The organism is Bradyrhizobium sp. Ken51, assembly GCF_055807435.1.
In genome coordinates, this window is the sequence record NZ_JBVVPB010000030.1 from 1 (window position 1) to 22,153 (window position 22,153).

The window sequence follows — 22,153 nt, forward strand, 5'->3', positions numbered from 1 at the left end:
AACGACAGCTGGCTGACCCGATTGATCGACATGGAGTACTGGTTGGCTTGCAACGAGGAGCGCGCGGCGCAGACGCGCTTTGGCGCCGTCATGTGCTGCTGCGGGCCATGTGCAATGTACCGGCGTTCCGCGCTCATGTTGCTGCTCGACCAATACGAGACGCAGTTCTTCCGAGGAAAGCCGAGCGACTTCGGTGAGGACCGTCATCTGACGATCCTCATGCTCAAGGCAGGGTTTCGAACCGAGTACGTTCCGGACGCAATCGCCGCAACGGTGGTCCCGGATAGGCTCTTGCCCTATCTGCGCCAACAGCTCCGTTGGGCGCGAAGCACCTACCGCGACACGCTGCTCGGTTTGCACCTGCTGCCCGGCCTCGATCGGTACCTCACACTCGATGTGCTCGGACAGAACCTCGGGCCGTTGCTGCTCGCCGTCTCATCGATCGCCGCGCTCGCACAGCTCGCGCTCACGGACAGCGTGCCGTGGTGGACCGGTCTGACTATCGTCGCGATGACCATGACTCGATGTAGCGTAGCGGCGGTTCGCGCTCGCGAACTACGATTTCTCGGCTTCTCGCTGCATACCCCGATCAACATTTTTCTCCTGCTCCCAATGAAGGTCTATGCGCTCTGTACTTTGAGCAACAGCGATTGGCTCTCGCGCACAATAGCGAAATCATCAGACGGTGATGAATCGATTGCCTCGATGGAAGACGCGACAACAGGACCAAGCCTCAACCTCGCATCGGAAACGCCTGGCTCAATTCGCAGGGCAGGTCTTTCACGCGCTCATTCGCAGCTGATCGCGTCGGACGGCATTGCGGCCGAAACTGACTAAGCAGCTTCTAGGGGATCAGTGGTGAGCATGGACAACATATACCAGTCGTTGGAGCGGGAGTTGGCTAATGATGACCCGTGGCGGCTTGACGACAATCCGTTCGAACGTGAGCGTCACACCCAATTGCTGCGGCTGTCGCTGTCGAACAGCGCCGTGTCAAACGGCCTCGAAATAGGGTGCGCGGCCGGTGCGTTTACAGAGAAGCTTGCTCCTCACTGCCAACGGCTCACGGTCATCGATGTTATGCCGCGAGCGATCGGTCGAGCGGTCCAGCGGACCAAGAGGTGGTCGCATATCAGCTGGGCGGCGACCGACATTCTGCAGTTCGCAACCGCGGAGCTGTTCGATCTGATCGTCGTCGCCGAAGTTCTCTATTATCTTGAAGACATGACGCAAATGCGTACTGCAATCGACAACATGGTCAAAATGCTTGCTCCGGGTGGGCATCTGGTCTTCGGATCTGCACGTGATATGGCCTGCAAGCGATGGGGGCATGTCGCTGGTGCCGAGACAGTCATCACGATTTTGAGTGAAGCGCTCATTGAGGTCGAACGCGTGCAGTGCCAGGGGCAGTCGGCTGACGAAGACTGCCTGTTGGTCCGCTTTCGCAATCCGGAGCGATCTTCGATCCGACCCAACGGCCGAGCCTGAAAGGAGCCACTATGCGAATCTGCGGTATCAAGTTGACGCATGACGGGGCAGTCGCTCTGATCGAGGACGGCCGACTGGTGTTCTGCGTCGAGCAGGAGAAGCTGAACAATAATCCGCGTTATCAAACTATCGGCAACCTGGATTCCGTTGTTAGCGCTTTGGCGGAGCACGGGCTCGATCCGAGCGATGTTGATAAGTTCGTCATTGATGGCTGGGATGGAGAGGTCGAATCGCAGTTTGAAGTCCTTAGTGGGACGACCACCGTCAAGCTCAAGGGCGCGCCGTATGTCGAACGCCAAGGCGATAGCCCGCTCGCGTCGCGCGATCGCATGGGCCTTATGCTTGACGGAAAACTATATCCCTATCAAAGCTATCCCCATGTCACCGGGCACGTAGCATCCGCATACTGCACCAGCTCGTTTGCCGAATCCGCACAGCCTGCTTTCTGCTTGGTGTGGGACGGCTGCATGTTTCCACGCCTCTACTATGTCGAGCCGCACGGCATCCGGTTCATCGAGTGCCTGTTTCCGATGATAGGCCACGCTTATGCGACGGCAGGACATCACTTTGGACCTTACAGGCGGGCAGACCGGACCAGCTGGGATCTAGGTATCGCCGGCAAGCTGATGGCCTATATCGCTCTGGGAGCTCCCGACGAGGAGATCATTAACACGTTTCAGGAGCTTTATCAGACGCACTTTGCCACGGATGCTGATGGCGCTTGTCACAAGGTTGCACAGATCAACAGCTCAAAATCGCCACTTGAAGCTCTGCACGACTTCTTCGATGCGTGCGCGCTGCGATTGAAGGCCAAGCAGGCCGAAGACATCCTTGCGTCATTTCACGTGTTTCTAGAGCGGCTGCTGGTTCGCACAATTGCTGATGTTGTGCAGCGGCATTCGGACCTTGCGGGGGTGCGTAACCTCTGCATAGCCGGCGGCTGCGGCCTGAATATCAAGTGGAATAGTGCATTTCGTGCGACCGGCCTGTTCGATGACGTGTGGGTGCCGCCCTTTCCGAACGACAGCGGCTCAGCCATCGGTGCTGCTTGCTCTGGCCTGGTGGCACAGCAAGGCTTTAGAGCTCTGGAATGGTCGGTCTATAGTGGACCGGCCGTTCGTCCCAGCGAAGTCCCGTCCGGATGGGAGGGCGCGCCCTGCACGATGGGCGAACTTGCGGCAATCCTCGCGAGTGACAAGCCCGTGATCTTCCTTGCCGGGCGTGCCGAGCTCGGACCACGGGCCTTGGGTGGCAGAAGCATTCTCGCGGCTGCAAGCTGGGAGGGAATGAAAGATCAACTCAACGACATCAAGCTTCGTGAGCATTTCAGGCCGGTAGCGCCGATATGCCTGGAGGATCGTGCGGCGGAGATTTTTAGCCCCGGAGTACCGGATCCGTACATGCTCTTCGATCACCAGACGCGACCCGAATGGCGGGACAAAATTCCCGCCGTCGTGCATCTCGATGGATCTGCTCGCCTACAGACGGTTTCCAGATCATCTCAGCATAAAGTGGTCGAGCTTCTCATCGAGTACGAGAAGCTCACAGCCATCCCGTTGCTTTGCAATACCAGCGCTAATCTGCATGGAAGCGGCTTTTTCCCGGATGCTGCCGCCGCATGCCAGTGGGGACGCGTCGATCACGTATGGTGTGACGGCCTGCTTTGGACAAAGAAGCACGCGACCCAGGACGCGGTGCGAACAACGTCCGTCGCGATGGCGTAAGCAAATGTCAGCCCCGGCAGTCGACCTTTTCGAGGTGAGCAAGTCCTACAAGGACCGGATCGTCGTGGACGCTCTTTCGTTTACGGTCGCGCCGGGAGAATGCTTCGGTCTGCTGGGACCAAACGGCGCGGGTAAAAGCACGCTTGCGCGTTTGATCCTGGGTGTTGCGTCGCCCGACGCAGGTAAGATCTGCGTGCTTGGCGAGCCGGTGCCGGCACGTGCGCCCTTGGCGCGCCGGGGCATCGGGGTTGTCCCCCAGTTCGACAACCTTGATCTTCAGCTCACGGTTCGCGAAAACTTGCTCGTTTTCGGTCGCTACTTCGCCATGAGCGCGACCGAGGTCAAAGCGGTCACACCGTCGCTGCTCGAATTCGCCCGCCTGGAGAACAAGGCGGACGCCCGCGTCGCGGAACTGTCCGGCGGCATGAAGCGGCGGTTGACGCTGGCACGTGCCCTCATTAACGACCCGCAGCTCTTGGTGCTTGACGAGCCGACGACTGGCCTCGATCCGCACGGCCGTCATCTCATCTGGGAACGCTTGCGCTGGCTATTAGCGCGCGGCAAAACGATTCTTCTCACCACCCATTTCATGGAAGAGGCGGAGCGATTGTGCGACCGCCTGTGCGTGCTTGAGCACGGCCGCAAAATCGCGGAAGGGCAGCCTCATGCTCTCATCGAGCAGCAGATCGGGTGTCAAGTGATCGAGATTTACGGTGGTAATCCGCATGAGTTGCTGCCGCTGGTCAGAACCCAAGTGCGGCACGCTGAGGTGAGCGGGGAGACGCTGTTTTGCTATGTCACGGATCCCGAGCAGGTGCGTCGCCGGCTTGCCTGCCGTACGGATCTCCGCCTTCTGCAGCGTCCTCCAAATCTGGAGGATGTCTTCTTGCGGTTAACCGGGCGAGAGATGAAGGACTGAACGATGTGGCAACGTTTTGCGCCCGCGCTCCCTGCTAATCCATGGAATTGGATCGCGGTTTGGCGCCGCAACTTTCTGGTCTGGCGGAAAGTCGCTCTGGCATCGATTCTTGGAAATCTGGCCGAGCCGATGAGCTCTCTCTTCGGTCTTGGTTTTGGCCTCGGAATGATCGTAGGTGGCGTTGAGGGGACTTCATACATTGCGTTTCTGGCGGCTGGCATGGTTGCCACGAGCGCGATGGTCTCCTCAACTTTCGAAACGATCTATGGGGCTTACGCTCGCATGCAGACAGGTTGCACGTGGGAGGCAGTGCTCTGTACGCCCCTTACGCTCGGCGACATTGTTCTGGGTGAAATGGCATGGGCAGCGAGCAAGGCCTTGCTCGCCGGGACGGCGATCACAATTGTTGCCATCGCACTCGGCTATGCAGAGTGGTCGTCCATTCCCTATGCGTTACCAGCCATCGCCCTCACTGGCGTTGCTTTCGCGAGCCTCGCAATGGTCGTTTCAGCGCTTGCACCGAGCCACGACTATTTCATCTTCTACCAATCACTTATCCTCACGCCGATGATGTATTTGAGCGGGGCGATCTTCCCAATCGGCCAGTTGCCTGGTTCATTTCAACGCATAGCGGCCTTGTTGCCCCTGACACATTCAGTCGATCTCATTCGTCCAGCAATGCTCGGTCGGCCCGTCGACAGCGTCGGTTTGCATGTGGGCGCACTTTGCATCTACGCAGCGATTCCCTTCATCGTCTCGGCCGCGCTGCTTCGGCAGCGACTGATGCGGTGAGAGGAACAAGACCTAAAGCGCCGCGAGATCAGACATCGGACGCAACTCACGTTCGATTCGCGTCTGACGCTTATGTGAGCCTCGTTTCGTTGGCGATGCCTGATCGGCCCCGTGGCGACATGTGACCTACTTGCGAAGCAGACGATACGAAATAGGCCAATAGGCCTCTCAGAATGAACGGAGAGCAAGATGCTGTGTCTAGGATTGAGTGGCGGGCTCGATAAGGTCTATGAAAACCCGCTGCAACTACCGAACACGTTTCTGCACGACGGCGCCGCAGTGCTCGTCAAGGACGGTCGCGTCATCGCCGCCGTTGAAGAGGAGCGCCTCAACCGCATCAAACATTCGAACAAGCTCCCGAGCAGTGCGATTGAATACTGTCTATCAGCCGCGGGTGTGAAGCTTCGCGACGTCGATCGTATTGCGTTCTACGCGACTGAAGCCTACTGCAATTCGATGCTCGAACGGTTGTTCATCTCACAACCTGAGATCTCAATTCCGCTAGATGCGAATCTACTGTTGCGGCACCTTCTCGCGGCAGAGTTCGGTACCCAAGTTGACCCTTCGCGGGTGTCATTCGTAGGCCATCATCAGGCCCATGCCGTAAGCGCTTTGGCAATGTCGGGTTTTGAAGAAAGCCTGGTTCTCGCGATCGACGGCTGTGGCGACTTCCTCTCGGGTCTGTTGGCTGTTGGGTCGGGCACCGAAATGACCGAGCTCATGACGTTTCCAGAGACCAACTCTCTCGGACTGTTCTATCTGGAAACGATCCGATACCTCGGCTACGGCCTGTTCGACGAATACAAGGTTATGGGATTGGCTCCTTACGGAGATCCCGCACGCTATCGCGAGCTTTTTTCCCAATTCTATGAGCTCTCCCCAAACGGTAACTACCGCGTTCACCTCGACCGTGTCGGCCCAGCATTGCTGCGCAATATCGAGGTCCGGCGAAGGGGAATGCCGTTCACGCAACAGCATCGAGATGTGAGCGCATCGTTGCAGGAGGCGCTGGAGCGGATCGTGTTTCACATTCTTCGGCATTATCGTGAGCAGACCGGAATGAAACGGTTGTGCCTGGCTGGCGGTGTGGCCCACAACTGCACGCTAAACGGAAAATTGCTGTATTCAGGCCTGTTCGAAGACATTTTCGTGCAGCCGGCTTCGCATGATGCCGGATGCGCATTGGGCGCGGCACTGATGGTCTCGAACGAGGCGGGGCAGGCTCCGCCCCGCGAGCGACTACAGGCGGTTTATTGGGGGCCGGATGTCGGCAACGACGACAGCATTGAACAGGAACTCAAGGGATGGGCCGGACACCTCGAGATTGAACGAACCGCTGACGTCGCAGCCAGAGCAGCCGAGTGGATCGCTGATGGCGCTGTGATCGGGTGGGTACAGGGCCGGTCCGAGTTCGGCCCTCGTGCGCTCGGCAACCGCAGTATTCTTGCGGACCCGAGGCCCGCGGCAAACAAGGACCGGATCAATGCGATGGTCAAGAAGCGCGAGAGTTATCGACCGTTTGCGCCATCGGTTCTCGAGGAGGATGCGGGTGCGTTCTTTGAGTTGCCGGATGGTCGTGCAGAATATCCCTTCATGAACTTCGTCGTTCGCGTACGCGAATCCATGCGTGCGTTGCTGGGCGCGATCACGCATATCGATGGTACGGCTCGGCTGCAAACGGTGTCCCGCACGAGCAATGCCGCCTATTGGGAACTTATCAATGCGTTCAAGAGTCGGACAGGCGTCCCGATTCTGCTTAACACGTCTTTCAACAACAATGCCGAACCGATCGTTGATTCCGTTGCCGATGCGATTACGGCGTTTTTGTCAACCGAGCTGGATGGCCTTGTGGTCGGGTCATTCCTCATCAAAAAGCGGGCAACAACGCTCGAAAACTGGACCGCGCTGGCTGTATCACTGCCGGCCCATGTATCTCTTTACCGGGTTCGCGCTCATACCGGCCGAGACCGGCAGGAGACAGTCTGCGAGATCCGCATGGGTCACTCCAGCCATGACAGTGTACGCGTCTCGCATGACCTGTTCGACATGCTGATGCACATCGAGAAGGAAGCTGTTCTTGCCGATCTTCTCGCCAGGGTCACCTCTGACAGGACGAGGCGCGAAGCTCTCGTGACCGAACTGCGCGGGCTGTGGGATCAGCGTCGTATTCGGCTGCATCCGTCACAGACTGCGCGGTCGTGAAAGGTTCGCAATGTGACCCTCTTGCATGACCTGCCAATCGCAGTGCCGTGCAGGATGAGTTTGCGGGTTAAGTGACTTGCGTCCAAGTGACCAGCGCCCGGCGTGGATCGGCATCGCAGATGAGTTGGTGCGCCACACAGAACTGAGCTCGCGCAACGAGAAGGGTTTGATAACTTGACGAAGGAACGCTTTGTTGTTTCTCGGAGGCGCACCGGCTTTGGTGATTGCCTCTGGTCGTTGGCCTCAGCCTGGTCGTACGCGCAGCGGACCGGGCGAACGCTCGTTATTGACTGGCGCGGTTCCTGTTATGTCGACCAACCGTTCAGCAATGCCTTTCCGGTGTTCTTCGAGCCGGTTGAGGACATCGCTGGTGTGCCGGTGATTTGCGATGACAGGGTCAACCAGCTCTCGTTTCCCGGCCCGTTTTTCCCGCCCTGGTGGAATAGGCCGTCGATCGACTGTATCAATCGTCCGGACGAGCAGATCTTCCGAGAACGTGACGAACTGACCGAGCTGTTCCAGGCAAGAGACGATAACGAAGCCAACACCATTGTCTGTGACGCTTGCCTGATGTGGCGCTGTGGTGAGGAAGCCGAACGACTGATCTTTCGGAGCCTCAAGCTCAGGTCTGAGATTCAAGCGCGGATCGACGCCCTGTATGAGCAACACTTTAGCGGCCATAGCATGATCGGCGTTCATGTTCGGCACGGCAATGGCGAAGATATCATGGGGCACGCTCCGTACTGGGCCGATTCGGAGCTCGCCCTTCGTCAGGTCCGCATGGCAATCGGAAAAGCCAAGGCGTTGCCATATCCGAAGCCTGTAAAGATCTTCCTGTGCACCGATAGCGCACAGGTGCTCGATCACGTATCGGGCCTGTTTCCCGATATCTTCGCCGTACCAAAACGGTTCCAGGCCGATCGGGCAGGGCCGTTGCATAGCGCGGAAATGGGAATTGAAGGTGGAGCTTCCGCTCTCATCGACATGTATCTTCTCGCGCGATGCGCCACCGTGATCCGCTTTCCTCCTACTAGCGCCTTTACGCGCTATGCCCGTCTGCTCGTGCCACGCATTATTGAATTCGATCTGACCAATCCGGAGCATTTGACCCTGATCGATAACCCGTACGAGCATTTCGCGGCTTCATGAAGTGCCGAGAATTTGAACGAGAGCCTGAGCAATCGTCGCCTAGATCGTCGGCCTGATACTGCTGGCTTCCACAGCATCGAGTTTCGCAACGTGTCCCAGAAACGGTGGATGGCGAGTTCCGTCCGCAGATGAGGGCTGACCCGCGCACTATCCGCAACGCATTGCGGCTGGTACGGCGAACGCCTGGCGAAGCGTCGGGCAATGCCAGCGAGCGTCGGCGGCCTTGTCCCGCAATGTGTCTGGCCGCCACCTGTAAGTCGACTGGCGCGGAAAAGGTGATCTCCCGTCATCACTGGGCCCGAACCGCCATCGCTGGCCAGGCGCTGAAGAGCACGGCAATGGTGTTCCGGGCCGCCGAGGAAATCTGACCTAGCAGACGGTCACGTCAGAATGTCCCAGCAGCAAGGACGCGCGTCCGGTAGTTGGATCGCCGTTTCTGCGTAATCCTTTCGCAGTCAGCTCGTCTTCTGGACGACCGGCCTTGTTCATGCGTTGGTTGCGAAATACGTTCGGCCGCAGCTGATGAAGGCACGAGCCTCAGCCCATCGATGTCGAACCAGAGCCGCATCTGCGCCGGCGTCCAACCGCCGAGACCAAATTGGACGAACTGGCCATCGGTCCTGATCTCCGCACAAGGCAGCTGATCTATCTCCGCCAACTCGAATGAGCCACAGACCACCCCTGGAGTGCGACGCTGTCAACGCGCCCGGGCGCTCGACGCGGCGTTGCTGTTGTCGAAAAGCAAACAGGCCAGATGTTCAGAACCTGCCATTTGGGTCTCAAAATTGCGCCCCTTGTGCCCTGCGTCGCCTTGGCCCGGATCCTGCACCAGGTGCACAGGCGACGGGAGCGGATGGGAGCCGCCTGTGAATCTAGGTCTAGCAGATGACAAAGCGGTCGTATCTCAATCGTCGGAAACGGACCCTGGCGGTCCAATTCACGCCGATCGATCGGGCCGCCCGCTGCGCGAGCGAAAGACGCTGGTATTGACTGGGGCATCGCGCGGTATCGGCCGCGCTACCGGAAAATTGTTTTCGAAAGCCGGTTGGCGCATCATTTCTTGCGCGCGCCAACCATTGGACGGGGCGCGCCGCCCATCAGACTCAGAGGGCGACAGCTATATCGAAGTCGACCTGGGCGACCATCGGATGCTGCCGCGCGTGATTGCCGAGATCAAGGAGCGCCTTGCTGGCGCACCGTTGCACGGACTGGTAAACAATGCCGGAAACTCACCAAAAGCGGCAAACGGTACCAGGCTGACATCGCTGGCGACCTCAGTCGACACCTGGATGAGCGTGTTCCACCTCAATCTGGTGGCACCGATCCTACTCGCTCAAGGCCTGTTCGACGAATTAAAAAGGGCGTCAGGCTCGATCGTCAACGTGACGTCGATCGCCGGCTCGCGGGTGCATCCATTTGCAGGGTCGGCATATGCAACTTCGAAAGCTGCGCTCGCTTGTCTCACGCGCGAAATGGCGCACGATTACGCCGCGCATGGGATTCGCGTCAATGCGGTCGCGCCCGGCGAAATCAAGACGGACATTTTGTCGCCTGACACGGAAGAGCATCTTGTGCCAAAGATCCCACTCCGCCGAGTGGGTACACCCGAAGAGGTCGCCAAGGTCATTTTCTTCCTATGTTCAGATGCGGCAAGTTATGTCACCGGCGGCGAAGTGCCGATCAATGGCGGGCAACACTTATAATTCAATCCCTAAAGAGCCCCGGCTGTTCTGAGCTTCATCGATGGAAGTCATGTTGGCCGGAGTGAATTCGCGCAGCAAGTTGGAAAGAACAAAGCGGAAAAACTAGCCACTCTAAGTGCTGCCGACGTGCCATGAAGAAGGGTCATCTCTCGTCCCGCCCTGAGAACTGGATGTCAGATCGGGCATGCAACACGAATCCAACAAGTCCGATGAGGAGGATCAAGAAAGGAACGGAGAAGTCGTCATGCTAGACAGCATTTCCCTGCGCGAAAAGCCAAACTCAACCTCCGATGCGGACGCTTCCGCTTGTATTGTGCGGTCGCAAGAGGAATCGCTAAGCACGATTGTTGAAATAGCGCACACGCTCACTGGCCTATGTCGGCTCGAGGCTAAGCTGGCGAGCGTCATCGAGCGTCTGGGATCGCTCGTGCAGATGCGGCGCGGCATCGTATGTCTGTTCGAGCATGACGGCGGGCCGGAGATCATCGTAGACGACGGCAGGAGCGAAGACCGCGATGCGCGCTGCGGGTTGCGCTTGCCGCAAGGAGCAATCGATCAAATCGTGGCGTCGGGGCAGCCGCTCATCGTCGAGAACGTAGCGCTGCATTCGGCCTTCAGTTCTTCGGAGGCCGATATGTTAGATGCCGGCGGTCATACGCGCGTTGCGTTCATCGGCGTTCCCATAAACGTCGACGACAAAGTTGTGGGTACGCTGAGCATCGACCGCATCGCGGACAACGGGACGCGTGCGCAGCTCGAGGACGACGTCCGCCTGCTGACGATGGTCGCAAGGCTGCTGGGCCAGACGGCGAAGTTGCATTGCTTGTTTGTGCGCGATCGCGGGCGCCTTATGGACGAGGAGTTCCGGCTGCAGAAGCAGCTGTCCGAGCTCAAGCCCCATGGGCGGGACCGTAAGAAGGTCCAAGTCGAGGGAATTATCGGCGACAGCCCGGCGCTGCGCGCGCTACTTGAGAAGATCGAGGTGATCTCAAAATCGAATAGCACGGTTTTGTTGCGTGGCGAGTCGGGTACCGGCAAAGAGCTGGTCGCGAAGGCTATTCACGAGCGTTCAGCGCGCGCCAAACGCCCCTTTATCAAGCTGAATTGCGCAGCCCTCACCGAGACCGTGCTGGAATCCGAATTGTTCGGACACGAGAAGGGGGCGTTTACGGGCGCATTCAACGCGCGCAAGGGTCGCTTCGAGATCGCCGACAAGGGAACCTTGTTTCTGGATGAGATTGGAGAGATCTCGGGCTCGTTCCAGGCGAAGCTCCTGCGCGTGCTTCAGGAGCAGGAATTCGAGAGGGTGGGCGGCAATCAGACAATCAAAGTCGATGTCCGCGTGATTGCGGCCACGAACAAGAATCTTGAAGAGGCGGTGGCAAGGAACGAGTTCCGTGCCGATCTCTATTACCGCATCAGCGTGGTTCCGCTGCTATTGCCGCCGCTGCGGGAAAGACGCACCGATATTCCGCTTCTCGCGGCTCGTTTTTTGAAAAACTTCAACAATGAGAACGGCCGTGCTCTGGTATTCGATTCAAGTGCGATTGAGGTCCTCATGAATTGCGGATTTCCCGGTAATGTCCGCGAACTCGAAAACTGCGTGCAGCGGACCGCGACGCTAGCGCAAGGATCGTCGATCGTTAGAGATGATTTTGCGTGCTGCTACGGGCAGTGCCTGTCGGCCTTGCTGTGGAAGTGTGGTCCGGCGGAAATGGCGCGACAGCCGAGCCCGACGATCGCGCTGCCCGCGAGGCTGAGCATGCCGGCAACGCAAGCCGTGACACCCGTTCAGCCGGTCAGCAGCGAGCCGACACCGCTGGAGCCGCCCGGGCGCCCCGTGGTGGGTGCCGCGAAAGTCACCGATCGCGAGCGCGTCATCGCGGCCATGGAAAGATCCGGGTGGGTACAGGCGAAGGCGGCGCGCCTGCTAGGACTGACCCCGCGCCAGATTGGCTATGCCTTGCGAACACACGGCATCGAGATCAAGCGCTTCTGAACAAAGCGTCGGGCTCGCTCCCTCCCTTTCTCTTGCTCGGCCGACTGGGATAGGAGGGCACGGAAAGGGGCGGTCGCAGCTCGGATGCATGACGCGAATGCTAGCCTCATGCCTTGGGATTCGCTCGCCGGCGACGCGTAAGGCGTCTTCGCGTCGGCCAGCCTTGTCATCTTCTGTTCGCAAGCGTGCTCGCCCTGAAAATGGCTTGGCGTCGAACCGGCAACCTGATCGCTGCGGCTCGGTTGCTGGCCGTGACTCAGATCAGCTCGAGACTCGCTCGTAAACTGTCGCGGTTGTGACAACCGGCTCGACGTCAGGCGTCATTCATCGCGTTCCTTTCTTGTTGGCGGAGTGGCCGGGGGGCGGTGGTATGACATTTGCTGCATCGACAGTCGGCTCGGCATCTTAGGAGAAGTACATGCACAGCATCGTCTGCATCAAACAGGTCCCCGACTCTGCGCAAATCCGCGTGCACCCTGTTACGAATACGATTATGCGCCAGGGTGTGCCGACAATCATCAACCCATATGATCTCTTTGCACTGGAAGCTGCGCTCGAGCTAAGAGATAAATTCGGCGGCGAAATAACCGTCCTGACAATGGGGCCGCCATCGGCCGAAGAATCTCTGCGAAAGGCACTGACATTTGGTGCCGATCGCGCTGTCCTGCTCACCGACCGTAGCTTCGCGGGCTCCGATACGCTGGCGACGAGTTACGCGTTGGCGTGCGCGATTCGCAACATTGGGAAGGAATATGGCCCACCGGACGTCATATTCACTGGCAAGCAGACTATCGACGGCGATACGGCGCAAGTGGGACCTGGCATTGCAGGGCGGCTCGGGGTCCAGCAGCTTACTTATGTTTCCACAATTAAAGCGTTGGACTTCAAGCAACGTACCATCGAGGCCGAACGGCGCTGCGAAGGGGGCGTCCAGGTGTTGCGTTCCAAGCTGCCGTGTCTCGTCAGCATGTTAGAGGCAACAAATCAAATTCGCCGTGGTGCAATGGTAGATGCCTTGCGTGCCGCCCGTACCCCAATCGTAAAATGGAGCGCCCAAAGTGCCGGCGTGGACGACATGGCCAATTGCGGTCTGAGGGGATCGCCGACCGTCGTCAAACGTGTTTTCGCGCCCTCCGCGCGAGCGGAGAAAGCGACGTGGGTGGAGGCGGCCGAGCAGCCGGCGCAAGCATTGATCGACGCTATGTTCAAGCGTAACCCTATGCTCGAAACGGAGCTCGCACAGCTCGCCTCATCCGCGCAAGCTCGCGGTGCGTGAAGTCGCGGCTGATCGAGCGGAGGGGACGTCTCGCTACGCTAAGGTTTGGCGCTACCTGCGAGATGATCAGTGCACTCGGTAATTCGCGCTGTCCGACGATGCGGGCGGTCGATTTTTGTGGCAGCCGCACAGAATATCAGCGCGTGGAGCTCGCGCGGGATCTCAGTCGGCGCGCGAGATCTGCCGTGTTTTGCGCGACTGCAAAGTGCGGGTAGCGCACCGTCCGACCACGGGACGGAATCGAGGTTAGCTGATAAGCTCAGCTCCCCGGTCAACATCACCGCCATTCGTCCCGATACTGCCCCAGATCACATAGCAAGAACCGTGTCGGGCAGAACGGGCCGCGCATCATCGTGTAAATCACCGCAGGCATAGTCGCGCACCAATTTCAGTTCAGCCTTGGGCCGTCAATGTCCCGCGGGCGCGCGTGCTAATGCGTGGTAAATTGCGCGCTCACGGCATGGTTAGACCGCTCGGGTCGCAACGGCTTCGCAACTCTCTTGGTGTTTCCTGGATAAACCGTGAGTGCGGCGATAATGCCGAGCAAAGCCGCAAACATCAACCAGAAACCGGGCGAGGCCTTGTCATCGGTCCGGTCGATGAGCCAGGTCGATGCAAGCGGCGTAAACGTGCCAAAGAGAGCCGCGGCGAGTGCGAAGGCCAAAGAAAAGCAGGTTGTGCGAACGTGCTTCGGCACGATTTCGACCAGAGCGCCCAACATGGCGCCGCTATAGGTGCCAAAGTAAAACGAGAACATCATCTCCACTATCAGCATCTTGCCAAAGCTTGGATCGGTTACAAGCCAAGACAACGCTGGATATACCGTCACCAACGCAAGGCCGGCAATGGTCAGCAAGACGGGCTTCCGGCCGATTCTGTCTGAAATCGCGCCGCCAATTGGGTTCCAGATGAAGTTCGTCACCGCGACCAAAAGCGTGACCAAGAGCGTGTTCTGCGAGGACAACTGCAATACGTGCCTGCCGAAGGTAGGCGTGTACACCGTCACGAAATAGAATGTCGTGGTCGTCAGCATCGCGATCATCATGCCGAGAATGACGATGCGCCAGTTCGCAAGCGTGGAGGCAAAGACCTCGCGGGCCGTTGGGTGGTTCTTCATGACCAGAAACTCCGGAGTTTCCTCCAGCGTCCGGCGCAGGAAGAAGATAAGCGGTACGATCAAGCAGCCAAGGAAGAAGGGGATCCGCCAGCCCCAGGCGGCAACCATTTCGGCCGGAAGTGCTTCGCTCAAAAAATATCCGATAAGAGCCGCGACAAAGATCGCAACCTGCTGGCTCGAGGACTGGAACGATGTGTAAAAGCCGCGGTTGCCCGGAGTGGCAATCTCAGAGAGGTAGACAGAAACGCCGCCAACCTCAACGCCGGCAGAAAAGCCCTGCAACAGCCGTCCGAACAGCACAATCGCGGGTGCGGCAATGCCGATCGTCCCATAGCCGGGACAAAAGGCGATGATAATGGTGCCAATAGCCATGATCGAAAGCGTGATGATCAGGCCTTGCCGACGGCCAATCTGGTCGATATAGGCTCCAAGCACGATCGCGCCAACAGGTCGCATCAAGGCACCCAACCAGAACACACCGAAGGTGTTAAGCAGTGAAGCGGTTTCGCTTCCTGATGGAAAGAACGCGTTTCCGATGGCACTGGCGTAGAACCCGAACAAGAAGAAGTCGAACTGCTCGAGGAAGTTGCCGCTCGTGGCACGTAAGATGGCGCCAATGCGCGATTTGGCATTTGAGGCGTGCGCAATGGGCGCTGGTGACATGGCGAGTATCCTCTCGATTTTGAACTGGCCGGTTGCGGAGAAAATCTCACGCCAGCCGCGTGCAGGTTCATGGCCGCGAATCGGCCATCAGGGCCTATCGACCAAACCGTAAGCGCCTGACGTTTCCGGCATATTTTCGGCAACTGCCGCGCAAACTCTCACAATTTTCGCTCGTTATTCCGCTCGTGCAGCAGGAGTGGCTCTCAAGCTACTGAAGCGTCGGGCAATTCTCGGTGACACGGTTGTTGTCTGTGGCGTGGCCGAAGTTCTCATCGAGCGCACCGATATGCAGCAAAAGGGGAAGGGACGAGATCCGTAGCATACGAGCCGCAGGGAGGAGCTCCGTGAGATGTCGTGCTAGAACAGCTCGCGAGCCTGCGATTGAGGCCGAGCTGCCCTAGCATCTCACCCGATGTCGAGCGATCTCGATATTGCTCAACTTAACCTGAGGTTTGACGGACAAGATTTGGTGAGCGCGCTGGCGATCAAGCCCGCCCGATACCGCCGAACGCCATGCTCGGAAAGAGCCACGTTGTCCTGCGAGCAAGGCGCACCTCGTACTTCGAGGGGGCGCTCCGGTTCGAATGCGGTCCAAACGCCGTCTGGCCAAGAACAGGCACAAGCCTCGCAGTGGCATCGGGGCCTGGAGCTGGGCGGCACATCGTGATTCGATCCGACCGCGGCTTGCGCGCATTCGGAATCTGACCACGACGACCCGGGTCGCGTCACCTTGCCTTATTCGACGGTTACCGATTTGGCGAGGTTTCGGGGTTGGTCGACGTCCGTGCCTATGAGGATGGCCGTGTGGTAGGCCAGGAGCTGCACCGGAATCGCATAGACAATCGAGGTAAATGTCGCACCCATCTCCGGCAGCACAATGGTCGCGAGTGAATCCATGGACGCCTCTGCGGCTCCCCTAGCGTCCGTTATCAAGATAATCTTGCCACCCCGTGCGGCGACCTCCTGCATGTTCGAGAGGGTCTTTTCGAACACCCGGTCGGAAGGAGCGATGACGATTACGGGAACGCTCTCGTCGACCAAGGCGATCGGGCCGTGCTTGAGCTCTCCAGCCGCATAGCCCTCGGCGTGAATATAGGAAATCTCCTTAAGCTTCAGTGCCCCTTCCAGAGCCAGGGGAAACGACGTGCCGCGACCAAGATATAGCACGTCTCGCGATTTGGTGATGTCGCGTGCGAGCTTCTCGATCTGCGGCTCGCTGGCAAGCGCCGCGCTAACTAACCGAGGAAGTTCGATCAGCTCGCGTACAAGATCGATGCTGTCGCTCTCTGACAATTCACCGCGCGCCTCACCCGCAGCGAGCGCAAGCGCGGCCAGGACGACCAGCTGGCATGTGAACGCCTTGGTTGAGGCAACGCCGATTTCGGGCCCCGCGTGTATCTGCAATACCGTCCCGCTTTCGCGCGCAATGGTCGAACTCAGTACGTTCACGATCGAAAGGGTATGCAAACCTTGGGATTTGGCATAGCGGAGTGCGGCCAGCGTATCGGCCGTCTCGCCGGACTGCGAGATGAAGATAGCAAGATCTCCCTTGCGCATCGGCGCCTCACGATAGCGAAATTCGGAGGCGACATCGAGCTCGACCGGAATGCGAGCCAGCCGCTCGAACCAGTATTTGGCGATGTGGCCGGCGTAGCCTGCCGTACCGCAAGCCGTGACCGAGATTTGTCCGATCTCATTGAAGTCGAACGGAAGCTCCTGCGGCAGTACCACGCTCTCGGTGGCAATATCGACGTAATGCGCAAGCGTACGCCCGATCACCTCTGGCTGTTCGTGGATTTCCTTCGCCATGAAGTGGCGGTATTGTGCTTTGTCGACGAGAACCGACGAGGCGCCAGAGTTCACCACGTCCCGGCGGACGACTGTGCCTTGTGCGTCGTAGACCACGCTGAAGTTGCGGTTGAGCACAGCCCAATCGCCATCCTCAAGGTAGGTGATCACGTCGGTAAGAGGCGCGAGCGCGATAGCATCCGATCCGAGATACATTTCGCCTTCGCCATGCCCAATCGCGAGTGGTGAGCCCTTGCGCGCACCGATCATGAGATCGTGTTGACCCTTGAACAGGATTGCAAGCGCAAACGCGCCCACTAGCCGCGGCAGCGACGCTTTTACTGCCTCCTGCGGCGAGCAGCCATTCCTGAGATGAGAGTCGATGAGATGCGCCACCACCTCGGTGTCTGTCTCAGAGGCGAAACAAGCGCCATGCTGTTTCAGCTCCGCGCGCAGCTCGCGGAAATTCTCGATTATGCCGTTATGGACGACCGCAACATTGTCTGTTGCATGCGGATGAGCATTGTGCTCGGTCGGCTTACCGTGAGTAGCCCAGCGCGTGTGCCCGATCCCGACATGGCCTGAGAGCGGATGGCAGCGAACGCGCGTCTCAAGGTTCCGCAGCTTGCCCTCGGCGCGTCGAAGCTCGATCTGATTTCCTTTGAGCGTTCCGATGCCTGCTGAGTCGTAGCCGCGATACTCCAGTCGTTTTAGTGAATCGATGAGACGATCCGCGACCGGACCGCGCCCCAAGATGCCAACAATTCCGCACATGCTAATCAGTTTACCTCAAGTTCAACACAGAGCAGGCCGGAAGGCGCGCCTGACGAATTCGCTCGCTATAGTATCGGCCAGTCGAGCCGTGCCTGCCCTCCATCTGGCCGCGTCACCAGCAGGTGCGCGAGCTCCAAGCAAAGCGTGGAGCCCTATCGAATTCTCCGGAAGAATCCTAAAGCAACTTTCTGGCAATCGGACAATGAGCCCCGTCAGAGGCTGGCAGCTGCATGATTATCTCCTTTTGTCCGATGTAGCCGATAGCGCCAAGAAGGTTTGGTAGGTCTGCCGCATTCCATCTGCAAGCGATGTTCTCGCGCGCCAGCCGAGCTTAGCGAGACGGCTGACATCGAGCAGCTTGCGCGGCGTGCCGTCGGGCCGCGAGGTGTCGAAACTGATTTCGCCGCTGTAGCCGACGATTTCGGCGACGACGCGAGCGAATTCGGCGATGGTGATGTCCTCGCCGGTGCCGATGTTGACTAGCTCCGCGCTCGAATAAGTCTTCATCAGGTGCACGCAGGCGTCCGCCATGTCGTCGACATAGAGGAACTCGCGCCGTGGCGTTCCGGTGCCCCACACCACGACGCTTCTGGCGCCCGCGAGCTTCGCCTCGTGGAAGCGCCGGATCAGCGCCGCGACGACGTGGCTCAGTTCGGGGTGATAATTGTCGCCGGGACCGTAGAGATTGGTCGGCATCACGCTGATGAAGTCGCTACCGTACTGGCTGCGATAGGCCTCCACCATCTTGATGCCCGCGATCTTGGCGATCGCATAGGGCTCGTTGGTCGGTTCCAGCGGGCCTGTCAACACCGAGTCCTCGCGCAGCGGCTGCGGCGCCAGCTTCGGATAGATGCAGGACGAGCCCAGAAACATCAGCTTCTCGGCCCCGTTTTGATGCGCGGCCTGGATCACATTGGCTGCGATCGCGATGTTATCGTAGATGAACTGCGCCCGCAGCGTGGCGTTGGCGACGATGCCGCCGACCTTGGCGGCGGCAAGGAATACGACTTGCGGCCGCGTCCTCGCAAACCAGTCGAACACGGCGGCCTGGTTGCAGAGATCGACCTCGCGCCGGTCCACCGTTACCAGATTCACGTCCTCGCGCTCCAGCCGGCGCGCCAGCGCGCTGCCGACCATGCCGCGATGGCCTGCGACGTAGACGCTTCTACCCTTCAGTTCAAACGGTGCGTTTGGCACTACCAGCGTCCCGCTTTGCATCGGCCAGATCGCTCGCCATCATCTCCGCGACGAGCTCGGTAAACGTTCGCTTCGGCTTCCAGCCGAGCATGTCGCGCGCCTTGCTGGCGTCACCGACCAGAAGATCGACCTCGGTCGGACGGAAGTAAGTGGGATCGATCTTCACCACGGTCTTGCCGCTCTTCATGTCGACGCCGGTCTCGTCGATGCCCTCCCCGCGCCATTCGATGCGGCGGCCCACTTGCGCGAACGACAGTTCGACCATCTCGCGCACCGACCGTGTCTCGCCGGTGGCGAGCACGAAATCGTCAGGCTTGTCCGCTTGCAGGATTTTGTGCATGCCTTCGACATAATCCCTGGCATGGCCCCAGTCGCGCTTGGCTGAGAGATTGCCGAGATAGAGCGTCTCCTCGAGTCCTACCTCGATGCGGGCGACGCCGCGGGTGATCTTGCGGGTGACGAACGTCTCGCCACGGATCGGGCTCTCATGGTTGAATAGGATGCCGTTACTCGCGAATATGCCATAGGCTTCGCGGTAGTTCACCGTGATCCAGTACCCGTAGAGTTTTGCCACGCCATAAGGCGAGCGCGGATAGAATGGTGTGGTCTCCTTTTGCGGAATCTCCTGCACGAGGCCATAAAGCTCGGAGGTCGAGGCCTGGTAGAACCGCGTCTCCTTCTCCATGCCGAGGATGCGGATTGCCTCCAGGAGCCGTAGCACGCCGATGCCGTCGGCGTTGGCGGTGTATTCGGGGCTCTCGAAGCTGACGGCGACGTGGCTTTGCGCCGCGAGATTGTAGATCTCGGTCGGCCGGATCTGCTGCACCAGTCGCATCAGATTGGTCGAGTCCGTCATGTCGCCGTAATGCATCAGGAACGGAACGTTCCCGACATGCGGGTCCTGGTACAGATGGTCGACCCGCGCGGTGTTGAACGAGGACGAGCGCCGCTTCATGCCGTGCACGACATAGCCGAGCGACAACAGGTATTCGGCGAGATAGGCGCCGTCCTGGCCGGTCACGCCGGTGATCAGAGCGACCCGCCGTTTGCTCTCTTGGTTTAACAAATTATTTCTCTGTGCAGGCAAATGTCGTTCCCCGATCGACGACGTCAATCGCGTCTGGCTCTTCGAGTGCGGAAGCGTCACACTCTCGAACTGCCGAAGTGTGGACCCTCTACAGGCATTGAGTCGATTACTCAACTGTACGGAGGTAAACCTTCCACGTCGAAAGGGTTTTGAAGGACTATACGAAAGTTTGCAGTCCGGCCGATTTCGTTCGGCCTTCGTCAGGCGCTTATCTATTGCTTGGGTGCAACCAATGAGTTGCGGCGCAGCTACGGGGTGACCGTTTGGCCGTGAAGCGTCCCACAGTCTGTCCGTGCTCAGCTCGCGCGTGAAGCCAGGGAATTTCCCTCATTTCTTGTCCTTGCCTAAGAGTTTACCAGTCTTGCTGTTCATCCAGTGCAACTGCGAGCAAGCCGGACATACAAACCCCTGAAATTCGTTCTCTGTCGCGCAGTCCTTATCATCATCGATCCATTTCTGAACAATCATGTTGGCAATCGGGCAAGAAAAAGTGAAGGCGCGCATATTGGCTCTGTGCCGTTTGAGTTCATAGCAAATGCATGAATGAGGCCACTGCACCTGCTTTATCAAACCTCAGGGAGATTATCGCGACGAGCTGTGTGCTCTGCCCCCCTAACGACGAAGTCAGTAGCGGAAACACTCTGGCGGTTCATTGCTCGCGAGTGCGTCACGGACTCAACAACAATGGTGCGTCTAGCGCGCGGACGACGGCGGTACTATGGCCAGGCGAAGACCGGATGTGCGTGAACAAGCCGCGTTGAGCGCATGCCGGTGTCATTGAAAGTGGCGGCTTGCCGATCCCGAGGCCCTTCTGTCATCGATACGGCGGGAACGTCCGGTGCTTGAGCACGCTTTCGGGGGAGACTAGCCTGAACAGACGGAGCAATTGCGTTCTACCTCAATTATCGAACTTGAGTTGCGGCCCCTCGGAGAAGAACTTGGGAAGAGCGGCGCGCGGACAAGGTACCGAGACCAAATGTTCAGTCGCTCACGGCTCTAGACTTGCACATCATTTCCTTTCCGAGGCGCTCACATGAGCTCTCAACACTCGTTCGTCAGGTCTCATTGCCTGGAGCGGCGGTCGGCCTTGGGGCAATCGTCGGGCCTGCATGTCGAGTAGATCCAGCTCGCGGAGGTATCGGCAGCTCTCTTGCTGCCGCAACCGTTGCCGAAGCCCAGCAGCTACGCGGCGCTCCTCTTAGATTACTGTTGGTCAACTAATCTGCTTTCTTTGAAGCACGCCGCGCCCGTCCGACCATGGCATGACGTGCATTCGGGCATGGTGGTAAGCGCACCATGATGACAGCTTTTGGCGCGGTCCCCTCACAACGGGTTCGCCGCACATATACGCGGTTCCGGGATCGCCATCTTTGAAGCCAACAATGGCCCGGCATTGGCCCTCACAGTGATCGACGAGCAAGACCCTGTTGGTTTCATCGGGTCTTCTCACATTACCGCTCCGGGATAGCGCATCAATCTCTCGGCGGCTCGTTGGGCACTCGGTGCCCGCAAACGTCTTTCGAAGCCTCCAATGGCGGATTGGTCCTTCTTACATGTGAGCGATCGTGTCTTCATAGGGCTCCACGATTTGCGTGGACACAACAGAAATAGCGTCGTTCGGCACTGAGCGCGATCCTCGGGCCGCTTTGGCAGAAGACCTCTCATCGCACGCGATCGGCGTGATTCGGGTTTGTCCATAGGAATTCTGAATCGACCGAAGATCGATGCTACCTAACTGCGCACTCTACAATCTGACGCTACGGGCGGTTCAATCCCCCCTGCGGGCTAATCGCGTGAATATGTCAAACTCGTATTCGTTCGCCAGCAGCCAGCCGCGAAGCGAGGAGGGCGGGAGGCGTCTTTACCAATGCAGCTGGCTTTTTGTTATTGGTGGTCTGCGGAACGCGCAACTCAGGTCCGCTGAGTTGTGCGCACATAGCGACGCTCGAGCTGTGAGGCGGCTCATCGCTAGGCAACGAGCGAGCTGCCTCGCCGCCGGAATCAATCGCCCATGGCGAGAATGCTCTCTGGCGTGTGTGCGAATTGGCTCCGCCTATCCAGCCGAGCTATCCGCTCTCACGATCTTAATGGGGCTGCTTCCCGGGAATTCTGGAGCCGCGGCGGCCCGGCGGAATAGGAAGCAGGATCAAACGGCAGCGCGCGAGTCTGGTCAATAGCCGAATTCTGAGACACTAACAGTGACTTCGCCGTTGTCGACAACTTTGAAGTATCGACCTCGCAAGGTGCCGCAAGGTCCAGGCCACGTCAGGCCAAC

Annotated in this window: 15 protein-coding genes; 10 read left to right on the plus strand and 5 right to left on the minus strand. The window is 58.8% G+C overall.

Annotation, left to right across the window (positions count from 1 at the left end; all coding sequences use genetic code 11):
• From AC0L27_RS33360 to AC0L27_RS33405, 10 genes are all read left to right on the plus strand, one after another.
• The coding region (locus AC0L27_RS33360; RefSeq protein ID WP_473321886.1) for a glycosyltransferase family 2 protein at positions 1-837 on the plus strand (837 nt) is incomplete at its 5' end.
• A gap of 27 nt (positions 838-864) precedes the next feature.
• Positions 865-1,488: a nodulation methyltransferase NodS gene (gene nodS, locus AC0L27_RS33365; protein WP_473321979.1), complete on the plus strand. Its 624-nt coding sequence runs from the start codon at positions 865-867 to the stop codon at positions 1,486-1,488.
• A gap of 11 nt (positions 1,489-1,499) precedes the next feature.
• Complete coding sequence (gene nodU / locus AC0L27_RS33370; protein ID WP_473321888.1) at positions 1,500-3,212, plus strand: nodulation protein NodU; 1,713 nt, start codon at positions 1,500-1,502, stop codon at positions 3,210-3,212.
• Between the two features lie 4 nt (positions 3,213-3,216).
• Complete coding sequence (gene nodI / locus AC0L27_RS33375; RefSeq protein ID WP_369726219.1) at positions 3,217-4,131, plus strand: nodulation factor ABC transporter ATP-binding protein NodI; 915 nt, start codon at positions 3,217-3,219, stop codon at positions 4,129-4,131.
• 3 nt (positions 4,132-4,134) lie between these two features.
• Positions 4,135-4,923, plus strand: coding sequence for an ABC transporter permease (locus AC0L27_RS33380; RefSeq protein WP_473321890.1), 789 nt, complete (start codon positions 4,135-4,137; stop codon positions 4,921-4,923).
• A gap of 189 nt (positions 4,924-5,112) precedes the next feature.
• Entirely contained in the window at positions 5,113-7,125 is a 2,013-nt protein-coding gene (locus AC0L27_RS33385; RefSeq protein ID WP_473321892.1) for a carbamoyltransferase family protein, read from the plus strand.
• A 174-nt stretch (positions 7,126-7,299) separates the two neighbouring features.
• On the plus strand, positions 7,300-8,274 hold the full coding sequence (locus AC0L27_RS33390) for a nodulation protein NodZ (protein ID WP_473321894.1): 975 nt from the start codon (positions 7,300-7,302) through the stop codon (positions 8,272-8,274).
• A gap of 935 nt (positions 8,275-9,209) precedes the next feature.
• Positions 9,210-9,977, plus strand: a complete 768-nt coding sequence (locus tag AC0L27_RS33395) for an SDR family NAD(P)-dependent oxidoreductase (RefSeq protein ID WP_473321980.1) — start codon at positions 9,210-9,212, stop codon at positions 9,975-9,977.
• Positions 9,978-10,161: 184 nt separating this feature from the next.
• Entirely contained in the window at positions 10,162-11,976 is a 1,815-nt protein-coding gene (gene nifA, locus AC0L27_RS33400) for a nif-specific transcriptional activator NifA (RefSeq protein WP_473321895.1), read from the plus strand.
• A 418-nt stretch (positions 11,977-12,394) separates the two neighbouring features.
• The gene (locus AC0L27_RS33405) at positions 12,395-13,252 is read left to right on the plus strand and encodes an electron transfer flavoprotein subunit beta/FixA family protein (protein WP_473321898.1); all 858 of its coding nucleotides are present in this window, start codon (positions 12,395-12,397) and stop codon (positions 13,250-13,252) included.
• Between the two features lie 430 nt (positions 13,253-13,682).
• Here the strand turns inward: AC0L27_RS33405 and tcuC are convergent, their stop codons facing one another.
• From tcuC to AC0L27_RS33430, 5 genes are all read right to left on the minus strand, one after another.
• Positions 13,683-15,032, minus strand: coding sequence for a tricarballylate/proton symporter TcuC (gene tcuC, locus AC0L27_RS33410; RefSeq protein ID WP_473321901.1), 1,350 nt, complete (start codon positions 15,030-15,032; stop codon positions 13,683-13,685).
• A 735-nt stretch (positions 15,033-15,767) separates the two neighbouring features.
• Complete coding sequence (glmS, locus tag AC0L27_RS33415) at positions 15,768-17,594, minus strand: glutamine--fructose-6-phosphate transaminase (isomerizing) (protein WP_473321903.1); 1,827 nt, start codon at positions 17,592-17,594, stop codon at positions 15,768-15,770.
• A 234-nt stretch (positions 17,595-17,828) separates the two neighbouring features.
• The gene (gene fcl, locus AC0L27_RS33420) at positions 17,829-18,791 is read right to left on the minus strand and encodes a GDP-L-fucose synthase (RefSeq protein WP_473321905.1); all 963 of its coding nucleotides are present in this window, start codon (positions 18,789-18,791) and stop codon (positions 17,829-17,831) included.
• Complete coding sequence (gene gmd, locus AC0L27_RS33425) at positions 18,772-19,857, minus strand: GDP-mannose 4,6-dehydratase (RefSeq protein ID WP_473321908.1); 1,086 nt, start codon at positions 19,855-19,857, stop codon at positions 18,772-18,774. The genes fcl and gmd overlap by 20 nt, the downstream gene beginning before the upstream one ends.
• Before the next feature lie 348 nt (positions 19,858-20,205).
• Complete coding sequence (locus tag AC0L27_RS33430) at positions 20,206-20,382, minus strand: hypothetical protein (RefSeq protein WP_473321910.1); 177 nt, start codon at positions 20,380-20,382, stop codon at positions 20,206-20,208.
• Positions 20,383-22,153: the final 1,771 nt, after the last annotated feature.

Bases quoted from the DNA above. Each gene is read 5' to 3' on its own strand.
- nodS (WP_473321979.1), top strand. From the start codon at position 865: ATGGACAACATATACCAGTCGTTGGAGCGGGAGTTGGCTAATGATGAC.
- nodU (WP_473321888.1), top strand. From the start codon at position 1,500: ATGCGAATCTGCGGTATCAAGTTGACGCATGACGGGGCAGTCGCTCTG.
- nodI (WP_369726219.1), top strand. From the start codon at position 3,217: ATGTCAGCCCCGGCAGTCGACCTTTTCGAGGTGAGCAAGTCCTACAAG.
- AC0L27_RS33380 (WP_473321890.1), top strand. From the start codon at position 4,135: ATGTGGCAACGTTTTGCGCCCGCGCTCCCTGCTAATCCATGGAATTGG.
- AC0L27_RS33385 (WP_473321892.1), top strand. From the start codon at position 5,113: ATGCTGTGTCTAGGATTGAGTGGCGGGCTCGATAAGGTCTATGAAAAC.
- nifA (WP_473321895.1), top strand. From the start codon at position 10,162: ATGCAACACGAATCCAACAAGTCCGATGAGGAGGATCAAGAAAGGAAC.
- AC0L27_RS33405 (WP_473321898.1), top strand. From the start codon at position 12,395: ATGCACAGCATCGTCTGCATCAAACAGGTCCCCGACTCTGCGCAAATC.
- tcuC (WP_473321901.1), bottom strand. From the start codon at position 15,032: ATGTCACCAGCGCCCATTGCGCACGCCTCAAATGCCAAATCGCGCATT.
- glmS (WP_473321903.1), bottom strand. From the start codon at position 17,594: ATGTGCGGAATTGTTGGCATCTTGGGGCGCGGTCCGGTCGCGGATCGT.
- AC0L27_RS33430 (WP_473321910.1), bottom strand. From the start codon at position 20,382: ATGCGCGCCTTCACTTTTTCTTGCCCGATTGCCAACATGATTGTTCAG.